The organism is Curtobacterium sp. MCBD17_008 (assembly GCF_003234475.1).
Lineage (GTDB): Bacteria > Actinomycetota > Actinomycetes > Actinomycetales > Microbacteriaceae > Curtobacterium.
Genome location: NZ_QKTK01000002.1, coordinates 88,586 through 106,796, shown reverse-complemented (window position 1 = coordinate 106,796; position 18,211 = coordinate 88,586). Strand labels below are relative to the sequence as shown.

The 18,211-nt window shown below is 63.6% G+C and carries 18 protein-coding genes; 6 read left to right on the top strand and 12 right to left on the bottom strand.

Annotated features, from left to right (window positions below; translation table 11 throughout):
• Positions 1 to 5: 5 nt before the first annotated feature.
• Positions 6 to 476 carry a MarR family winged helix-turn-helix transcriptional regulator gene (locus DEI95_RS02340; RefSeq protein WP_146243577.1) on the bottom strand — a complete coding sequence of 157 codons (471 nt, stop codon included), beginning with the start codon at positions 474 to 476 and terminating at the stop codon, positions 6 to 8.
• A 4-nt stretch (positions 477 to 480) separates the two neighbouring features.
• On the bottom strand, positions 481 to 2,190 hold the full coding sequence (locus tag DEI95_RS02335; protein ID WP_375342336.1) for an MDR family MFS transporter: 1,710 nt from the start codon (positions 2,188 to 2,190) through the stop codon (positions 481 to 483).
• A 240-nt stretch (positions 2,191 to 2,430) separates the two neighbouring features.
• Here DEI95_RS02335 and DEI95_RS02330 point away from each other — a divergent pair, with 240 nt between their 5' ends.
• Positions 2,431 to 2,877, top strand: coding sequence for a hypothetical protein (locus tag DEI95_RS02330; RefSeq protein ID WP_181436168.1), 447 nt, complete (start codon positions 2,431 to 2,433; stop codon positions 2,875 to 2,877).
• A gap of 1 nt (position 2,878) precedes the next feature.
• Positions 2,879 to 3,250 carry a hypothetical protein gene (locus DEI95_RS02325; protein WP_111059270.1) on the top strand — a complete coding sequence of 124 codons (372 nt, stop codon included), beginning with the start codon at positions 2,879 to 2,881 and terminating at the stop codon, positions 3,248 to 3,250.
• Between the two features lie 253 nt (positions 3,251 to 3,503).
• Here DEI95_RS02325 and DEI95_RS02320 read toward each other — a convergent pair whose 3' ends face one another.
• A complete protein-coding gene (locus DEI95_RS02320; protein ID WP_111059269.1) occupies positions 3,504 to 4,331 on the bottom strand; it encodes a PhzF family phenazine biosynthesis protein in 828 nt (275 codons plus the stop codon).
• Positions 4,332 to 4,811: 480 nt separating this feature from the next.
• On the bottom strand, positions 4,812 to 5,066 hold the full coding sequence (locus tag DEI95_RS17080; RefSeq protein ID WP_111059268.1) for an ImmA/IrrE family metallo-endopeptidase: 255 nt from the start codon (positions 5,064 to 5,066) through the stop codon (positions 4,812 to 4,814).
• Between the two features lie 171 nt (positions 5,067 to 5,237).
• On the opposite strand from DEI95_RS17080, the gene DEI95_RS02305 reads away from it, so the two are divergent.
• The 3 genes from DEI95_RS02305 to DEI95_RS16405 all read left to right on the top strand — a co-directional run bounded on the left by DEI95_RS02305 (position 5,238) and on the right by DEI95_RS16405 (position 7,143).
• Complete coding sequence (locus DEI95_RS02305) at positions 5,238 to 5,588, top strand: DUF3892 domain-containing protein (protein WP_111059266.1); 351 nt, start codon at positions 5,238 to 5,240, stop codon at positions 5,586 to 5,588.
• Positions 5,585 to 5,758: a hypothetical protein gene (locus DEI95_RS16555; protein ID WP_181436166.1), complete on the top strand. Its 174-nt coding sequence runs from the start codon at positions 5,585 to 5,587 to the stop codon at positions 5,756 to 5,758. Before DEI95_RS02305 ends, DEI95_RS16555 begins: the two co-directional genes overlap by 4 nt.
• Positions 5,759 to 6,360: 602 nt before the next feature.
• Positions 6,361 to 7,143 (top strand): DUF2971 domain-containing protein, encoded by a 783-nt coding sequence (locus tag DEI95_RS16405; protein ID WP_146243576.1) that lies wholly within the window; start codon positions 6,361 to 6,363, stop codon positions 7,141 to 7,143.
• Between the two features lie 955 nt (positions 7,144 to 8,098).
• On the opposite strand, the gene DEI95_RS02300 is transcribed toward DEI95_RS16405, so the two are convergent.
• The 8 genes from DEI95_RS02300 to DEI95_RS02265 form a co-directional block, all read right to left on the bottom strand.
• Entirely contained in the window at positions 8,099 to 8,428 is a 330-nt protein-coding gene (locus DEI95_RS02300) for a M48 family metallopeptidase (RefSeq protein WP_111059265.1), read from the bottom strand.
• Between the two features lie 5 nt (positions 8,429 to 8,433).
• Positions 8,434 to 11,373, bottom strand: coding sequence for a type I restriction endonuclease subunit R (locus DEI95_RS02295; RefSeq protein WP_111059264.1), 2,940 nt, complete (start codon positions 11,371 to 11,373; stop codon positions 8,434 to 8,436).
• Positions 11,370 to 12,638, bottom strand: coding sequence for a restriction endonuclease subunit S (locus DEI95_RS02290; protein WP_111059263.1), 1,269 nt, complete (start codon positions 12,636 to 12,638; stop codon positions 11,370 to 11,372). Before DEI95_RS02290 ends, DEI95_RS02295 begins: the two co-directional genes overlap by 4 nt.
• The gene (locus tag DEI95_RS02285; RefSeq protein ID WP_111059262.1) at positions 12,635 to 14,452 is read right to left on the bottom strand and encodes an N-6 DNA methylase; all 1,818 of its coding nucleotides are present in this window, start codon (positions 14,450 to 14,452) and stop codon (positions 12,635 to 12,637) included. The genes DEI95_RS02290 and DEI95_RS02285 overlap by 4 nt, the downstream gene beginning before the upstream one ends.
• A gap of 510 nt (positions 14,453 to 14,962) precedes the next feature.
• A complete protein-coding gene (locus tag DEI95_RS02280) occupies positions 14,963 to 15,493 on the bottom strand; it encodes a restriction endonuclease (protein ID WP_181436165.1) in 531 nt (176 codons plus the stop codon).
• Entirely contained in the window at positions 15,490 to 16,359 is an 870-nt protein-coding gene (locus DEI95_RS02275; protein WP_111059260.1) for a restriction endonuclease, read from the bottom strand. Before DEI95_RS02275 ends, DEI95_RS02280 begins: the two co-directional genes overlap by 4 nt.
• Before the next feature lie 424 nt (positions 16,360 to 16,783).
• On the bottom strand, positions 16,784 to 17,260 hold the full coding sequence (locus DEI95_RS02270; protein WP_111059259.1) for a hypothetical protein: 477 nt from the start codon (positions 17,258 to 17,260) through the stop codon (positions 16,784 to 16,786).
• On the bottom strand, positions 17,257 to 17,814 hold the full coding sequence (locus DEI95_RS02265) for a hypothetical protein (RefSeq protein ID WP_209080173.1): 558 nt from the start codon (positions 17,812 to 17,814) through the stop codon (positions 17,257 to 17,259). Before DEI95_RS02265 ends, DEI95_RS02270 begins: the two co-directional genes overlap by 4 nt.
• On the opposite strand from DEI95_RS02265, the gene DEI95_RS16840 reads away from it, so the two are divergent.
• Positions 17,807 to 18,118, top strand: a complete 312-nt coding sequence (locus DEI95_RS16840; protein ID WP_220036613.1) for a hypothetical protein — start codon at positions 17,807 to 17,809, stop codon at positions 18,116 to 18,118. The two genes, DEI95_RS02265 and DEI95_RS16840, sit on opposite strands and share 8 nt — an antisense overlap.
• Positions 18,119 to 18,211: the final 93 nt, after the last annotated feature.

The window sequence follows — 18,211 nt, the reverse complement described above, 5'->3', positions numbered from 1 at the left end:
CGGGGTCACGACAGCGCAGCGAGCAGTCGTGCGAGGTCCTCGAGATCCGTGCGCGGCCAGGTCACGAGCCGCTCGCGGAAGGCTGAGCGGGCACTGGCCCGGATGCGCTGGACCCGCTCGACGGCGTCGGGCGTGGCGCGGACGACGACCGCACGGCGATCGACCGCGTGGCGTTCCCGCGTGACGAGCCCGAGCGCCTCGAGCGCGCTGAGTTGACGACTGAGGGCGGTCTTGTCGTACCCGAGCGCCTCCGCGAGTTCGCCCGCTCCGGTGCTGCCGTTGACCACGACCTCGAGGAGGACCCGGTAGCCGGCCGGCTGCAGCTCCATCTGAGCGGCCTGCTCGCGCATCGTGCGCCGGGTCGAGCCGGCCAACGCCAGGAACTGCCGTTCGACGCCGGCGATCGCGCGTTCGGTCGCATCGAGCGCCAGGTCCTCGGCGGACGTCCGCAGGGGGTCCGTGGCCGCGTCGGTCATCACATCAGTGTCGGGCACGCCGCTCGCCGCCGTCCTGGGAGTCCGCCGACTGGATCGTCGGGTTGGACCCGGTCACGGTGCCGACCCCGGCGAAGTCCTCGGCCGCACCGGCGACCGGTCCAGCGTCGGTCGAGCGCTCGGCGACGGTCTTCGTGGTGAGCGGCACGTTCGGCATGAAGGCGATCGCCAGGACGAGCAGGACCGCGATCGGGGCGGCGATGAGGAAGATCTCGGCGACGCCCTGGCCGTACGCCGACTCGATGATCTGGCGTACCCCCTTCGGGAGCGAGCTGACGGCGGGGATGCTGCCGGACGACAGCTCCTTCGCGACGGCAGCGCCCTTCTCGCCGAGCGCGGCGATCGCCCTCGTCAGGGCGTCCTGCTTGTCACTGATGGCGTCCGCCACGCGGGTCCCGAGGACCGTTCCGAGGACCGAGACGCCGATCGCGCCGCCCAGGGAGCGGAAGAACGCGACGCCGGAGGAGGCAGCGCCGATGTTCCTCGGTTCGGTCGTGTTCTGCACCACCAGGACGAGGTTCTGCATGACGAGTCCGACGCCGCTCCCCATGACGAACATGTAGCCCGCGACGACGACGTACTGCGTGTCGTACGCGATCGTCCCCATGAGACCGAGTCCGACGACGAGGGCGACCGAACCGATGAGCATGATCGGCTTCCACTTGCCTGTCCTGGTCACCAGGGCACCACCGACGGTCGAGGCGATGAGCAGACCGGCGATCATCGGGATCGTCAGCAAGCCGGACTGCGTCGGGGTGGCACCACGGGCGAGCTGCATGTACTGCGCCAGGTAGACGGTGGCGCCGAACATCGCGATGCCGACGGCGATGGAACCGATGACCGCCATCGTGAACGTGCGGCTCCGGAAGAGCGTCATCGGGATGATCGGCTCCTCCGCGCGGAGCTCGATGAACACGGTGGCCGCGAGCAGGACGGCCGCACCGATCACCATCACGAACGAGGTGGGCGAGACCCAGTCGAAGTTCTTGCCGGCGAGGGTGACCCAGATGAGCAGGAGCGAGACACCACCGGCGATGGTCGCGATGCCGAGGTAGTCGATGGAGACCTTGCGCTCCGGCAGGGTCCGGAGCTTCAGGGTGACCTGCAGCAGGATGATCGCCGCGACCGCGAAGGGCACGCCGACGAAGAAGTTCCAGCGCCACCCGAGCGTGTCGGTCAGCAGACCGCCGAACAGCGGGCCGCCGACGGTGCCGACGGCCATCACCGCGCCGAAGTAGCCGCCGTACCGGCCGCGCTCCCGCGGGCTGATGATGTCGGCCAGGATGATCTGGCTGAGCGCGGTGAGGCCACCGGCGCCGAGACCCTGCACGACTCGGAACGTGATGAGCGTGCCGGGGTTCTCCGAGAACCCCGCGAGCGCAGAGCCGAGGACGAAGATCACGAGCGAGAGCTGGATGAGCAGCTTGCGGTTGAAGAGGTCGGCGAGCTTGCCCCAGACCGGCGTCGAGACGGTCGTGGCGAGGAGCGTCGAGGTGACGACCCACGTGTAGGCGCTCTCGCCGCCGCCGAGGTCACCGATGATCTTCGGCAGGGACGTGCTGACGACGGTCGACGCGAGGATCGCGACGAACATGCCGAGCAGGAGCCCGGAGAGTGCTTCGAGGACCTGTCGGTGGGACATGGCCGCCGGTTCGGTCGGGTGCAGCTGTGCTGCTGCGGCATCGGGACGGGACATCGTGACTCCAGGACGAGGGATGCCGCGCTGCACCCAATTGATTGACGACGGTCAACTATCGTTGTTTGATTGCTCTTTGTCAACCAAGGACCACCGGCGGAGCACACCATCCGCTGCGTCAGCGCCCGCCACGATGTCCGTGCACAGCTGGACCGACTCCCGCACCAGCGTCCCGGCGCCGGCCCTTTGACCGCCACCCGGCTGCCTGGCAGGCTCTGGGAAGCACACCGAAACGGGACGGTGTCGATCCGTGTCGACGACGTCAGCGGAGCAACCCGGAGTTCTGAAGTGGAACCGACCTACTACCTCTCATCGATGGAAGACGACCGATTCGATTCCGTGTTCCGCTGCGAGCTGGAGTCGAGAGTCGAACTCCCCAACGGCCACCACGCTCTCGTCGTCAGTTGTGACCCGCCAGCGCTCGGCCAGGACCTCGGCTTTCCCGAGGGAATCGCTCGACTCCTCCTCTGGAGCCGTTCCGAGGGGGACGACTTGTGGACTTTCCCGACCTTCCCGCAGTTCGTGCAGATCTGTGTCCCCGACGTCATCATCCCGACGACTCGCATGCCGACCAGCATCGCGTGGGGCGAGCTCTACGCAACCGAGGCGGACGCGGAGGTGCAGTCGATGACCAAGCGCCCGCACACGCCGACCCCCTGCGTCGATGGCGTGGATCTGGACTTCTGAGATGCGAGACGTCTTCTTCCTCTCGTCCATGGACAGCAAGCGGTTCTCGTCCGTCTTCCGGTGCGAGGTGGAACGACCGATCGAGCTCCCGAACAGTCACCACGCACTGATGGTCAGCTGCGATCCGCCGGTGAACGGTCAGGAACTCGGCCACCCGCTCGGCATCGGGGAGTTGTTGCTCTGGAGTCGGTTCGAGGACGACGACCTGTGGTCGTTCCCCACCTTCCCGCACTTCGTGCAGATCTGTCTGCCCGACGTGGACCTGCGTGTCGACGCCATGCCCGCGAGCATCGCCTGGGGCGAGATCTACGAGACCGAGGCAGACGCGCGCGCCCATGAGATGAGCGCTCGCCCGCACTCCTCGGCGGAGTGACCGAGTCGCTCGGCGAGCGCCGATCGCCACGAGGCAGCAGGAGACGATCCGTGCCGAGCAGGATCGACGCGACGGACGTTGGTCTCCAGCGCGCCCGTGGAGAACCGGACGCGGTGAACGCCGGTTGCATCAGGTTCGTGGGGCGGTCGCCGACCGGATCCGGCCGACGCCGGCTTCAGAATCGCATCCGCCCGCCGCAGCTCCCGGCGCGTGCACGGGTACTTCCTCGGTGCTCCGCTCGGCTGATCGGCGGTCACGCGAACCGGACGGCTCCGGACACCCGACATGTGCGCGTCTGGTGGTGAGACTGTCCGCCGGCTTCGACGGTGATCAGTGAGGGCCGACCCATAGCGGCTCCCTGCCGCACCTGCAGGACTCCGCGCGGCAGTTCACCGCTCGCCGCCAGGGCGAAGAAGAGTGCGGCGGCTGCGATGCCGGTGGCGGGGTCCTCCAGGTATCCAGATGCCCGCGGGAACTGCCGCGCTTCCACTTGCCCCTCCGTGATGACCGCGTAGGGATACAAGCCCGTCGACCCCATCTCGGTGCATGCGCGTTCGACGGCGGCTGCGTGCGGTCGAAGTCCGCGCAGTACCGCGGTGTTGCGTAACGGTAGGAGCGTCTTCGTCCGCGGCGCAGCAGCATTCGACGACGTTCCGACGAGGTCGTCCGGAGTGAGGCCCAGCGCGGCGAGCGCCGGGCCCGGGTCGACCGGGTCGATCTGCTGCAGAGACTGCTGGAACCACCCACCGTCCGTGGTCGCTCCCGCCCGGACCAAGCCTGCAGCGGTTGCGAAAACGTATCCGTCGTCGGGTTGGGCATGGCCACGGCGGTTCAGCAACCATGCGGTTCCGATGGTGGCATGGCCGCACATGCTCATCTCGTGGTTCGGTACCCAGTAGCGCAGCCGTCCGACGGCCGGTGTGTCCGAAGGCGACAGGAACGCGGACTCCAGCCCCGTCTCCTCCGCGAGCTCCTGCATCTGCTGGTCGGTGAACGTGTCCGCCTCCAGCACCACCGGGACCCGGTTCCCGCCGGCCTCTCCCTCGGTGAAGACGGTGAGCATCTCGTGCCGGACAGCCATGTGTCGTTCTTAACAGCCCTGCTCGTCGAGCGTCTCGCGAGAGACGTCGGTGGCGTCGGTACTCGCTGGTTGTGACCTTCCCGAGCCCGCGCTGTCGACGCACAGCCGCATGTGCTGCCGGTGCCCAGCCGCTCAGCGCTGACACGCAGCGCCCCGAGACGATGCCCCTGCCCTGGATCCGAGTACGGGGCATCTTGCGTCCGTGAAGGAGGCCGTCGGCGTCGTTCACGGACCCCGGCCAGCGCTCCTCCCCTCCTCGGCGCTGTGCTGAAGGTGCGACAGGAGGTCCGCGCACGTCCAGGGACGCTCCGGAAGGAACACACCCAACCGTCTCCGTTGATGGGCCGATCGGTCCTGAGCGAGCGAGGTGTTCGGCTTTTTCGCGGATGCCAGTGGTGGCGCGGATCGCGGATCCCAGTGCCGACGGGCGTTCCACGGGTTTCGGGGATCCATTCCACGGGTTGGAGGGGAGCCTGACGTTTAGAACGGTGCTGCCCTGGTCGAAGCGGCGCGCTTCTGCCTTGAGCGGACCACCAGGCGCCGCACTCCTGACTGATTCAAGCGGCGACGGGCTTGCGGCACGCTGACTTGATAGCGCCTCGCCACGTCGTCATCCGTGGCATCCCGCCAAGCCTGCCTGAGTGCTGCATCCCACGGTACGAGAAGCTCGCCCGCAAGCCAATCTGCTTCCTCTTCCTGCTCGGCGCCAGCTCCGCACTTCCGGTCGAAGGTCACGACGGCGGATGCTCGTGCTCCAAGATGATGTGACTCATCTCGTGGCTGACTGTGGCTCGACGCCTCGGAAGGCCGTGGAAGTCGTTCTCCACGATCAGCTGCTTGTGCTCGATCTCAGTGACTAGGCCGGAGAAATAGCCCCCTCGTCAGCGACACCGAACAGGAGCATCGATGACCACGTACACCGTGACCCGAGTCCGCAAGGAACTCTCCGCAGGTGGCACCCACCGACACCTCGAGGGAGTCATCACCAACACGAACACCCACTGGACCCGAGGTCAGGTGGTTGCAAGCATCAACGCCGGTAACACCTGGCGCACCAGCACTGGCGGCCACTCCGCAACCATCACCACCATGCACTACTGCCCACGAGGAACCTGCCTCGCGGGCCCCTACATCAAGACGAACCCCAACAGCTCCCAACTCGACAACCTCGAGAACCTCCCGAAGGGCGGACCGCGTGAGGACCGACCGCCTGGGCGGTCGGTCCTCACGCACCCCCGCTACAGAAAGACAGCATGAAACCCATCGATATCGCCTCCGCGTTTTTAGCGGGCTTCATGGCCGGCGTTGTCACTTTTGTGAATGCACTCGCTCTGACCACGCAGTCACACCCGGTTGCGGCGCTCGCCATCGCTTGCATCGGCACACTCGGCATCGCCGCCCGGCGCGTTCGTCGACGCCGCCGTTGAGTCCGTGCATCGGACCCACAGCGCCGGGTTCGGGGGGGGTCGATGCCACCGCCGAATTCCAAGCAGTACGAGCCGCGTATCGGTGCCGACAGCCACATCTGCGGAAAATCCACCACCGACAGCCCCGGCACCCAGCGCACGGAGCCCGCCGCCCAGGTCGTCGCCTCGACCGAGATCGAACCCGACGTGGGCGTGGGGGTGGGATCCGAATAAGGCCAGGTACTAACCCTCCGAACTGGTCTGCCCGGCCGACCCACCATCTTCGTAACAGCAGCAGCAGGTACAGCGACCGGACCGACGACTTCATCGCCACGACGACGGCTTCCTTTTGCACCGGATTCCGCAACGCCGACCACAATGCCTCCCTGAGCAGAGTCCGCATCGCGCTGTGGTTCGTCACCGACACGAACTCTGACTTCCGTCACCGCCTCCCAAACTGACGAGTACCGCTCGGTACCCCCTTGCGATGCCCTTGTAGCAGCTTTGTTGAGATCTATTCAGACGAGACTCAGCAATGCACTACCGCGGGCTGCTTGACCAAAGTTGATGCGCAAGTCACTACGGCGACGGCACGAGCCCAAAGGGGATGTATAGTCCACCTCATGGACGTCACCCTCTCCTCGGTCGACCCTTCCAGCCTCGAACCGTCGGACGACACAGTTCTTTGGCGCTACTTGGACTTCCCGAAGTTCCTAGATCTATTGTCCAGCGCAGCCCTGAAGATGCCACGAGCAACCTCGATGGAAGACGCTTACGAAGGTGTGGCCGGCGACGCGGCCACCAGAGCTGACCTCGATCAGTGGCGAGAAGAAGGTCAGCCCCCGTATCTAAGGAATGCCTCTCTTAGCCGTCAAGCGTTTGAAACACAGTTCCATCGCGAACGGACGTACGTCTCATGCTGGAATACGTTCGAGACAGAGAACGCTGGTTTGTGGCGGATTTACGGCGACGATAGAGGACTGGCCATCAAGACCACGTGGGGAGACCTTCGGCAATCCTTGGGCAGCGCGGACTGCGTGAGCACGATCTTTTATGGCCGTGTGCAGTATCGCAACTTCTCTACCGACGCCACTCAGAGCGAAACCTACACCGATCAATTCTTCGTGAAGCGCAATGAATTTCTACACGAGAATGAATTCCGTCTAGTGGCGCACGATCGGTCGCGAGAGCACAACTACAAGGCTCCGAGCACCGCCGGCCTGCCGAGGTATGCATCAATTGCCTGTGACACAAACGCCCTGATAAACGAACTGATCATCAGCCCCCGGCTGGGCAGCTGGGTCACGGACGGGGTGGAAGCCGTTTCTCGTAAATTTGGCGGAAGCTGGACCGTCCGGCAGTCCAACCTATACGTGCCGCCAGCTATCCATTCCTCCGCGTTCTGAGGAGCCCCAACCGAAGTATGTTCTGTAAGTTCTCGCATAGGCGCTTGAGCCCCTCCGAGAGAACGCAAGTCAATCGCATACCTACGTGCGGAACGTTCGCAGCGTCTAGAGTGCGCACGGGTTGGTCGCGAGCCCCAACCAAGGCGCATCGACACGTCCTGTCTCGACGCACCATCCGTCTCGAGGGAGATCATGAGACGCCTGAAGGCGGGCGCAAGCGCTGAGTCCGCAGCTCGTGTCTGTCGGCCATGCTCGAGGAAGTCGCTAACGCGGGTGCCTCGACCGCCGATTCCTGACGAGCCTCCGATGCGGCGGAAGCGCCGCCCGCTCAGAATTGATGGCGCTTCCGATGACGCGATGCGTGAGCTTAGGCTCCTTTCGCCTTTATGCCTCGCAAGAAAACACATCTCTGCTGTCGCTCTATAGTTCGCGTCGGCGGTCCCGCTGCCTGACCGGGCACCCTCGACGACGACCGTCACGACGAGCACGACGTCGAGCCCGCGTTCCCACACCCGCGCACCGTACCAGAGCGGACCGCTCGTCATCGCGGTCACGAGGGGCAGCGTCCACGAGTCATGCGGCAAGAGTACGGGGCCGCCGCGAGGTGTTCCGCTTATTCGCGGACGCCAGCGGTGACACGGATTGCCGATACTAGTACCGAAGGGCGTTTCACGGGTTTCGGGGATCCGTTCCACGGGCTGAATGAGAGCCCGGCGTTCGGAACGGTGCTGCTCTGGTAGAGGCGGCGCGCTTCTGCTGGAGCTGACCACCAGGCACCAGGTTGTGGTCGAACGTCTGACCCCCACTGCACACATGAGCCCGGTAGATCAGGCCCTCGACCAGATTGCGCAGCTGAGCGAGAACGTTCTGCGAGAGAAGATCACGCTGCTCATGGAGCGTTTCGAGATTGTGCACAATGGCACCGTCGACGCTGCGATCTGCTGGTCGATGGTGTTCAGCGCCCTCCTCTCGGGCGTTCCGTGTCATGCGACCGCTGACCATCGATCTCGCGCCATTTCGGGACATGAGCGGTCATGAGGGCTTTGAAGACCTTCCCGTGATTTCGGTAGCGCAGGTGAAGCAGCTCATGCACGATCACGTAGTCCTGGAAGGTGTCGCTCTCACGTACGAGGTCTTCAGCAAGGGTGACGACTCCGTCAGGCGCGCACGACCCCCACTTCGACGACATTCGGGCAATGACGATCTTTTCCGGATTCACCTTCAGCTCCAGCGCCCATGCGAGGGCGCGGCGCTGCAGGACTTGCTCGGGATAGAGGGAAGCCATCGGGACTACTGCTCCCCCTGATCGAGCACCTGCATTACCTGCTCGATAGCCGCGGCACGCTCTGCCGCGCCGAGCGTGAGCAACGGCTTGTAGAGGCTGGCGCGGAGCCGGCGACGTTCGTCGGGGTTGTCGCGCCACGAGTCGTACTTCTCGACGACCGACTCGATCTCGCGAGCCGCGACGATCGCATCCAGCGTCCCCGGCTCAACGGCGGTCTGACGACTCAGCACCCAGAACACGGCGAAACCGGTGTCACTCAGTCCGCTGTCCTCAGCCTGCTGCTTGATGGCGGCCTTCTCGTGCGCGAGTGCGTCGAGTTCGTCCATGGCCGCGATGCCGGTGATCTTGCGGTCCTCGAGATCCTGCAGGACCCGGTCAGCTCGGTCCTTCAGGCCCTGAAGCACCGGCGCGGTAGCGGGATTGTCACTCAACTCCTTACGGAGGCCACGGAGGAGGTTGTAAACCTTCCCCTCGTCAGGTCCGGACTCTTGCCGCAGAGCTTCGAGCGTCTCCACATCGAAGTTGATGATGCGCGAGAAGCGCCCCAGCGCTCCCTGGGTGGCCGAGTCCGACACCAGGCGCTTGGTCTTGTGCTCAAGATCCGCCAAGAAGCCAGAGGATTGCGAGTAGGCGGCCCGGACAGCTGCGTAGAGCTGGCTCAGGCGCTTGTAGGTCACGATGTGGTCGCTGAGTTCGGCAGACGGGGACAGAATCTCCCACAGAGCCTCAACATTCTTGTAGTCCTCGAAGAACTTCTTGCGGGCGTCGGGGGCCAGGAATCGCCCGTACACGACGCTCTCTAACTGCGCGTCGGGCGTGAGGCTGCCATCCACCTCGAGATAGTCGCCGGCCGCGCTCGTGATCTTCCGCTGCAGGTCGGTCATCAGTACGTCGAGATTCTGAAGCGCGTCGCCGATCGTCGCGGAGTCGAAGCTGAGTGCCTGGGTCAGCTCGCGCAAGATGCCGACGAAATCGACGACCAGGCCAACGCGCTTGCTGACGTTCGCGGCGTCGATGTAGGGGCGGTTGACGCGCGCCAAAGACTGCAGCAGCACGTGGTTGCGCATCGGCTTGTCCAGGTACATCGCGTACAGCGGCGGTGCGTCATACCCCGTCAGCAGCTTGTCGGTCACGATGAGGATCTTCGGCTGCTGGTCTGCCTTCTTGAACAGGCGGCGGACGTCCTTCTCGCGATCGTCTGTGAGCTGCAGCTCTGCCACGTCCGGGCGGTCAACGCTGTCGTTGGGGTTCTTGCTGTAGACGGTCTCGGACCACTCCGCCGGCAGGTGCTTGTCGAGTGCGCGCTTGTACTTGGCGCACGTCTCGCGGTCGACGGCGACGACGAATGCCTTGTACCCAAGCGGCTCGACGTTCTCCTTGAAGTGAGCAGCCACAAACGCGGCGACCTGCTCAACACGGCCGGTTGCACCGAGGAACGTCCGCAGCCCAACCGCTCGGTCGAGCACGCTGTTCAGCTCGTCGATGTCCGTGACATCTTCCTGCTCAGCGATGGCGAAGAACTGCTCGTCCAGATCCTCGGTCGGCATTGTCATCGTCGACGGGGCCATCATGTACTTGATTGGCAGCGTCGTGCCGTCGTCGATCGACTCGATGATCGAGTACTTGTCCAGGTACCCATCGTCGTCCTGGGCCCCGAAGATCTTGAACGATCCCGAGCCATCGCGGGTGCCCCCTACGGGCGTCCCGGTGAAGCCGATGATAGTGGCCTTGGGGACGGCCGCCATCAAATAGGAGCCGAGATCGGCTGCCACTGACCGATGCGCCTCGTCGATGAAGACGTACATGTTCTCGCGATCCGAGCTGTTGGCGCGGATCTCCTCGAACTTGTGGATCATCGAGATGACCAGGCCACGGAAGTCGGAGTCGAAGATGTCCTGCAGGTCGTCCTTGCTGTCCGCCCGCCGGACAGCGATGTCGCTGGCCTGCATCTCGCCGAGGAGGCGCTCGACCCACTCCTTGAGCTGCCCCTCGAGTTCCGTCCGGTCGACGACCACGATCACCGTGGCATTCGCGAAGCGCGTCTTCTCTTCGAGGATCTGCCGCGCTGCCGTGAGCAGCGTGAACGTCTTGCCAGAACCCTGGGTGTGCCAGATCAGACCACGATTCTTAGCAGGGTCGGCGCATCGCTCGACGATCTTGTCGACGGCGACGCGCTGGTGCTCTCGCAGGACTGACTTCTTGGTCTCGCCGTCCTCGATGTAGAAGAGGATCCAGTTCCGGAGGGTACGAAGAAACTCGCCGGGCTCAAAGAACGCTTGAACGGCTGCACGGTAACTCTCGTCTTCGGTGTACTTCCACTTGAAGATCGAGCGCCGAGTGACGTTCCACGTCACGCCGTACCAGTAGCCGAGCAGATGCGTCGTGTTGTGAAGCTGCGTCTGCGCCAGCAGTTCCGGCGTTTCGATTTGGTACCGCCGGATCTGCTTGATAGCCCGCTCTAGGGCGTCGCCGTCCTTCGGGTTCTTGTGCTCGACGATCGCCACCGGGAGCCCGTTGACCAGGAACATCACGTCCGCACGGTTGCCCTTGCGCGCGACTGGCTCGATCTTCCACTCCCAGGTCACGTGCAAGGCATTGTTCGCCGGGTTGTCGAAGTCGACCACCTGGACAGGGCGGTCGCGACTCTCGTTCTCGTCGTGCCACATGTGCTCACCACGGATCCAGCGCAACACCTCCCAGTTGCCCTCGATCGTGGGCGGCAACGCTTCGATCGTCTCGATGACCGAACGCGCCTGACTCTCGGAGAGCCACGGGTTGAACTCCACGAGCTTCCGTTCGAGAACGTCCTCGAACAACATGTTCGCGCGGCCATGGCGAAGCGCCTCAGCCTCGTCGGGACCCACAACGTCCCAGCCGATTTCACCGGCATGGCCGACCATGGGAAATTGGGCGGAGTGCGCCTCGTTGATCTTGAGCATCGTCATGCGAGCGCCTCGAGCCTTTCGGGATCATCTCTTGGTGCGGCCACGACGAATCCGCCGGTCATGGTGTTGAAGAGCAGGGACTGGAATAGCTCCGTCGCGAGCCGCTCCATGCCGCGGTGGGAAGCTTGCACAGCGTCTATCGCAGAAAGCAGATCGACAATCTCGCGCTGCTCGGCTACTTCTTCTGGATAGGCGATAACCAGCGCACGGACGATGTCGAGGTTCAGATTCTGCTGTTGCCCTCCGTGCGCCTTTCCTCGAATGTCCTCATAGCGCCACTCGAGGAAGTAGCGAAGGTAGTCACCGTCGACCCGATTGGCGATCGGCTGTATAGCCGCGCAAGCCTGATTGCATGTCGCGTTGATCCCTAGTTTCGCGACCTTGCCACGGGTGACCCCCTGGCCGTACATCGCCATGAGAAGAGTGCCCGCTGGGTACATACGTACGGATGTGTCCGCGAGGGCCGCAGCCGTGATGCATTCAGAGGTCGAGGTGATGGTGGAGTAGTCGACCTCGGCTGTCTTCACCCACGGGATCTCGCCGCCCCAGTACTTCTCCTTGCTTCGAGACGGGGTTGCCCCGGTGCTCACCGAGTGCTGGGCTCCAAGCTCTTCAACGATCCATGCATCGGGCATCAGGCCTATTTCGGTCTCTCGGGACTCGACGCCGCGAAGGCCGGTTCGGAACGCTCGCTCCATCAACGCCGCCTTGAGCTCCCGGACTGAGCCCGCGATCTGCCCGTGTAGCTCGATCGAGTCGTGCGCGCTTCGCAGGGCGACGACGATCGCTTCCTGCTCAGGCTTGCTCGGGTGCGGAACACTGAGCGCGGCCAAACGGCTCGACGACAGGTTCGGGATCGTGGTGCGATTCCCAGCGCCCTGAAAGAGTCCCAGCTGGGTGAAAGCCGCCTGAAGGAAGTAGACGTAGAACCTCGGAATGACGTCATCTCGCTTCGGCCGGAGCCGATGGAGGTGATTCTGGAAGGTGACATTCTCCATGCCGCCCTCCCAAATGGCAGCCCTTCCGATGTCACCTCCTTCGCACACCAGCATGTCTCCTGACTTCAAGTACTTGGCCGCAAGGTCAGCGGAAGCCACTGCCATCTCGTCAACCCTCGTGAGATCGATGCGGTCCCAGAGCACGTTCGACGTGCGGAGGAATCGAGTTTTCACCTCTCCCTCCCTAGCCGCAGCGGTCATGGTCTTGCCCGCATCGATGGCGAAGAGCGAGCCAAGAGGTACCCAGTCCCACTCGTCGTAGCTCACGATCGCGCCAGCATCTGTGCGAGGGTCCTATCAGCATCAATCGCAAGCTGTCGCTGAATCGCGATGTCAGCGAGGATGTCCTCGATCTCCCGGTGGACCCGGTCATCGACATGCTTGACCCACAGTGTCGGCATGAGGTTGTAGTCGGCTGCCACGATCTCCGATCTGTCCACAACAGCCATCTCGCCTTCGACGTCCACACCTCCGAGGTAAGTCGCTACGACACCGGCGACGTCGTCATCGGACATGTGATTCTTGGGCTTGCCCTTCACGAAGCGCTTACTCGCGTTGAGCAGCAGCACCTTGTCCTTGCGTGCCGCCGGCTTCCGCCGTGAGAGGAACACGATCACTCCAGCTGCGCTGGTGTTGTAGAAAAGGTTCTCGGGAAGCAGGATGACGCCCTCGATCAAGTCGCGGTCAACGAACCATCTCCTGATAGCGCGTTCCTTGTCTTCGTTCTTCGAACCGGATCCCCGCGAAACGGCGCCGGGGTCGAGCACGACTGCGGCCCGCGCTCCGTCGTTCATGACGCCGAGGGTGTGCTGCAGCCAGGGCCAGTCGCCCTTGCCTGAGGTCACACCTCCGGCCTTCCCGAACCGCTCGAACGGGTCGTCCGTCAGCACATCGGGCGAGAGCGGCTGGTTCCACATCGGGTTCGCGACGACGATGTCGAACCGCTGAAGGGCTCCTCCCTTGTCACGGAACTTGGGATTGAGAATGGTGTCGCCTCGACGAAGGTCAACGTCCATATCGTGGATGATCGTGTTCATCCGCGAGACGGCGTAGCTCTCAGCCTGGAGTTCCTGGCCGAACATCTTGAGGGGCACCTTCCCGGTCGGGTCCAGTTCGCGGGCGACCAACTGCTGCTTGATCAGCAGACCGCCCGAGCCGCTCGCGTAATCGTGGACGGTCTCGCCGGGTCGCGGGCGAAGGATCCGCGCCATCAAGAACCCCACCTCGGTCGGAGTGAAGAACTCGCCCGCGGATTGCCCCGATCCCTCGGCGAACTTCCGGAGCAGGAACTCGTAGGCACGACCGAGGAAGTCGGGCTGCACGTCAGCCAGCCCCAGCCGGTAGCGGGGATCCGAGAACTGCTCGACCACGCCGCGCAACTTCGCCGGGTTGATGTCACGCTCCCCGTTCCGTTCCGCCGCGAAGTCGACGATGTCTATGACTCCGGACAACGACGGGTTGAAGCGGACCACCGCCCGAACGGCCTTGGTCAGGTGCTCTCCGACATCCCTCGGGGTGGTCGGACGCCCGCGATCGTCGGGCGGCCACGCGTACGGAGTCCGCTGTGAGATAGCGACCCACCGCGCCTCGGGCGGAAGGTAAAACCGCAGCAGCGAGTGATCTCCCTCGGCGATCTCCAACGCGATATCGCGGTCGCCGTACTCCTCGGCGAGGCGATCGATCTCGTCGTCGAAGACGTCCGAGAGGCGCTTGAGGAAGAGGAGCGGCAGCAAGTAGTCCTTGAACTTGGACGCATCCTTCTCGCCGCGGATAGAGCACGCGGCGTCCCACAGCATCTGCTCCATCGACTTCGTGCTCGGAGTGGCCGAGCTGCGCCGGCCCCGAACCCGCGTCACCGGCACGCTGGTGGACTCGCTGGCGGTGTCTGGCTCCACACCGGCCTCTGCGGCCAGTGCCGCAATGCTGGCCATCGCTGCTCGTTGCGGCTTCGAGGTCCCGCCCTCCCACCGGTTCACCGTCGCGAACGACACCCCGAGCCGGTCGGCCAACTGAACCTGCGTGAGGTCCATGCTGGAACGGATCGCTCGGAGGGTCTGCGGGATACCGGTTTCATCTGCCATGTTTGTTATGTTTGCGACATCTGCGCCTCCTTGTCAAGTCCAACATGGTCGACTGGGACAGTCGTGTCCGACGATCACCGACGGGCAGCGCGACAGGCCGGATGTCAGAAGTCACTCCGACCATGAGCACATGACAGAGCTGCACCCCAGAACGCCGCCGCGAACATGAGTGATCCGTTGTCAATCGTCATTGGCATCGTCGGGGCTGTTGTTGGTGTCATCGGCCTGTTCCTCTCTGGTCGAGTGAACGGGCGGAACAGGCAGCTGGACGTCTGGGGCTGCTGATCTCGATGGAGCGGGACGCTTGCCACGGACGATCGGCGCGCAGTGGAGGTGCTCCGATGAACCGAAAAGACCCTCCCACCTGTAGCTAGCCACTGGCAGGAGCACCAATCGGAAGTTTTGGCATTCGCGGCCGATCCCGTGGCCGTGGCCGTGGCCGTGGCCGTGGCCGTGGAGGATGTACTCAAGGCGGTGTGGATCGGACGGCGGTTGAACTTGCGACCGGAACTAACGGACACCTATCCCGCCACTCGCGAACGCCTGCAGATACCGCCTCTCTAGAAGGCGAACCACATCATCGGGCGTTGTGAACGAAAGTAAATCGTCTCGATCAAGAACAATCAGCTTACAGCCGAGCGGGGAGGCAGCCTTCGCGAGCGACTTTGCATACGTTTGCTCAGCAGAGTCCCCGGTCAATCCATTGCTTGCGACTATTACGGCCAGCTCGACCTTCCGAGAAAGGCAGATAAAGAGAAAGTATCCGACCGCCTTACTGTCTAACTTGTGCCCGTAGTTCTTGCACTCCACAAGGAAGACATTCGGGAGGGAGGGGAAGGCGCCGCGATTGGAGACCGCGATATCGACCTGCTCGGTGCCGAAACTGCTCGTTATGCCCGGTTCGACTATGGTGGCAGGCAGCTCGTCGAAGATATAAACGAGTAATTGCTCAAACAAGCTGCCTTTCGCCGCAGCCGTAAGTCCCGTCGCTTCTGCCGCTTTGAGGCGCTTGCGCACCTCCGACTTGAAGATGGCGCTCACCGCGCGATCCCTCTCGATACCGAGTCCGTTTCAAGAACGGGGGCGAGGCTTCCAAATCGCTCAAGGGCTTGAACGAATGATTCGGTACTGAGTATGCTGACGCCCGGGATTTGTACCTTGTCGATGCGGGGGTGAAGCCCCTGCCGATTGCTGTCCAAATAAATTAACAGGCCGCGGGATGCGCTTTCGCGCAACATTGCATCGCGGAGCCGATCAGCAGCATATGAGAGGTCTGGGTAACCAATTTTCAACTGCACTAGGACCGGCCCGCTGAAATCCGACGCCCCAGGGTTACTGGCGACCAGATCGTACCCCTGGTCCGAATTGGCCGCTGTCTGCACGACGGCTAAGCCGCTGGCTTCCAGAAGACGAATTACCAGGTCCTCAAAGGTTGCGACACTCCACATCGAGGAATCTTCGAAGGCCGCAAAGCCACCCCGCCGGGTCTCTGCCGCCTCAGTCCAATCAGGCCGAGTTACAGACCGTCCTTTGGTACTCGCGGCCGCGCGCAGGAAGAGTCCGACATGCAATCTCAGCGCTGGTGCATTGGTGAGTTCCGTGCGTAGCGTTTGAACTTCCCGCGGAAAGGTACCAGGCAGATCAGACGAATTTTCTATGATTAGCATCAGAGGCTTTTTCTGGCCGACTGCTACACCAGCCTCAAAAAGTATGCTTGCCTCAGAGTTCTTCGCAGATCTATCCAAAACGGCAATAACGGCATCAGCACTCTGAATCTCGTCTCGCGGCGATGCGAAGGAGTTCCGAAGATCGCTTGACGCGTTTGAGATCGTCCATCCAGCGTCCCGCGTGACCTCTCGTAGCGTCTCGAATGCGACGCCGAGTTCTGCAGCGATGAAGACCTTCATGGAGCCCCCTTCCCTGTCCCAGGGTAGTCGTTTCTATTCCACCAATTCTATGCCCAGACCGAGCCAGCCGGATGAGGCACGGCGGAGTATGGACTGCGCCTCCCCGCTTGCGGCCGCGGCGTCTTCCGTCTTCGCGCTCGGTCTAGCCGAAACTTCACTGCGGCGGCCGTTCCCTCGTTCCCGCCGATAACGCGCATTACGACTTTCCGGGTCGAGCTCGCGCGCTAGCGGCCGGAGTCCCTCATCAAAGCTTCGCTGCGCGCGACCTGTGGGCGGCAGGACGAGGCGGAATGGCCACGACAAGAAGCGCCGTCCGCCCGAAGGTGAACGGCGCTCCTTGTCGTCGATCACCTTGCGGCGAGTGGGCCGACTCTACGCCTGTACGACGGTACCGGCATCGCCACGGTGGACCGTCCCTCGCGCTTTACTGCTTGGACAGCCGGACGGTGGCGGTGCTGCCCGCGATAGTCACGGGGAAGCTGATCTCCTCGTTCTCGTAGATAAAGTCCTTCGTCGGGTCCGTCGATGCCAGCAGGGCCGAGTCGGTGGCGGCGGTGTCCCGCGTCGATGTCCAGGTGTAGGGCGACTTGTCGTCTGTCGGCGGAGTGAACGTGCCAACCCAGAACAGCGACGTGGTGTCGCCATTGTCGGTGACGAAGTTCGCCGTGATGGTGTTGCCGTCGATAGTGGCGGTCATCCAACCGTCGTCGCTTGCGGAGTTGTTCTGTTTCCAGTTGCCGGTGAAGTCCGGGATCACTACCGGGTCCGGCGTCGGCGTAGATGAGGCTGTCTTCGTCGGAGCGCTGGTCTGCCCCGCCGATGCGTCAGCGGTGTTCGTCGCGCTGCACCCGGTGAGCGCTAGCACAGCGGCCAGGGCGACGGGAGCGATCAGCCGCTTCACTTAAACCACCCCGAGACACCGACGGTGAACGTGTCGCACGGTGTGTCGTACAGGTCGTGACTGAACGAGACGGTCGCATCCGCCTCGATGTCGCCGGACTCCGTGGCGTAGTCGAGGGTCGACGAGGTCAGGGTGTCACCGCTGAAGCAGTAGACCCCCACTGAGTACGGCCCAGTGAGGGGCTCGCCGGTCTTGTTCACGGCGGTGCCGATGATCGACTTCCCGTTGTTGTCGGCCTGCGTGACGTTGAGCGGTGCCGAGTTGTATGAGGAGGTATCTGCGGGCGACGTCGACGCCTTGAAGTCGTACTGAACACCGGAGTCCGGTACGGACGAGACGTCTTCGAAGTAGATGTAACCGAAGCCGGCTTCTCCCGGCTTCACCTGCGCCGGGATCGTGTCCTGGCTCGAGCCGCTGGCGACGACCTTGCCGCCCACCGATGCCGTGCCGGTGAAGTCGACGTGGGAGATTGAGGCCGCGGTGTTATTCCGGAAAGCGAATGTGAGCGTGCCGCTGCCCGTGCCGTCCGTCTTCTCGAGGGGTGCGGTGGCCACGACGGAGACCTTCCCTACGTTCCCGACGGCGACCTTCGGCGTCGCGTTTCCAGCGAGGTATCCGCCGGCGTTAAAGGGGAGGGCAGCGACCGTCGTCGACGTGGGAGTCGGGGAGGTGGTCGAGGACTCGCCGACGGTGCCTGCTGCGACGTTGGAGGTGGAGGACGTGCTGCAGCCGGCGAGGAGTAGCACAGCCGCCCCTCCGACTGCGGCCGACGCGAGCGTCTGCTTCGAGATCATGGTGAGGGGTGGTTCTTTCTTGAGCGTCTGTCGAAACTGTGGTTCCGCTCAACGTAGTGGATGAAGCGATGGTGCTCGACACCCCAGTTGTGGAGCAGAGAAGAACGGCGGTTGCCCGCACGTTTGATCACGCGCCGGCAACTTCGTCGAGCTGTTG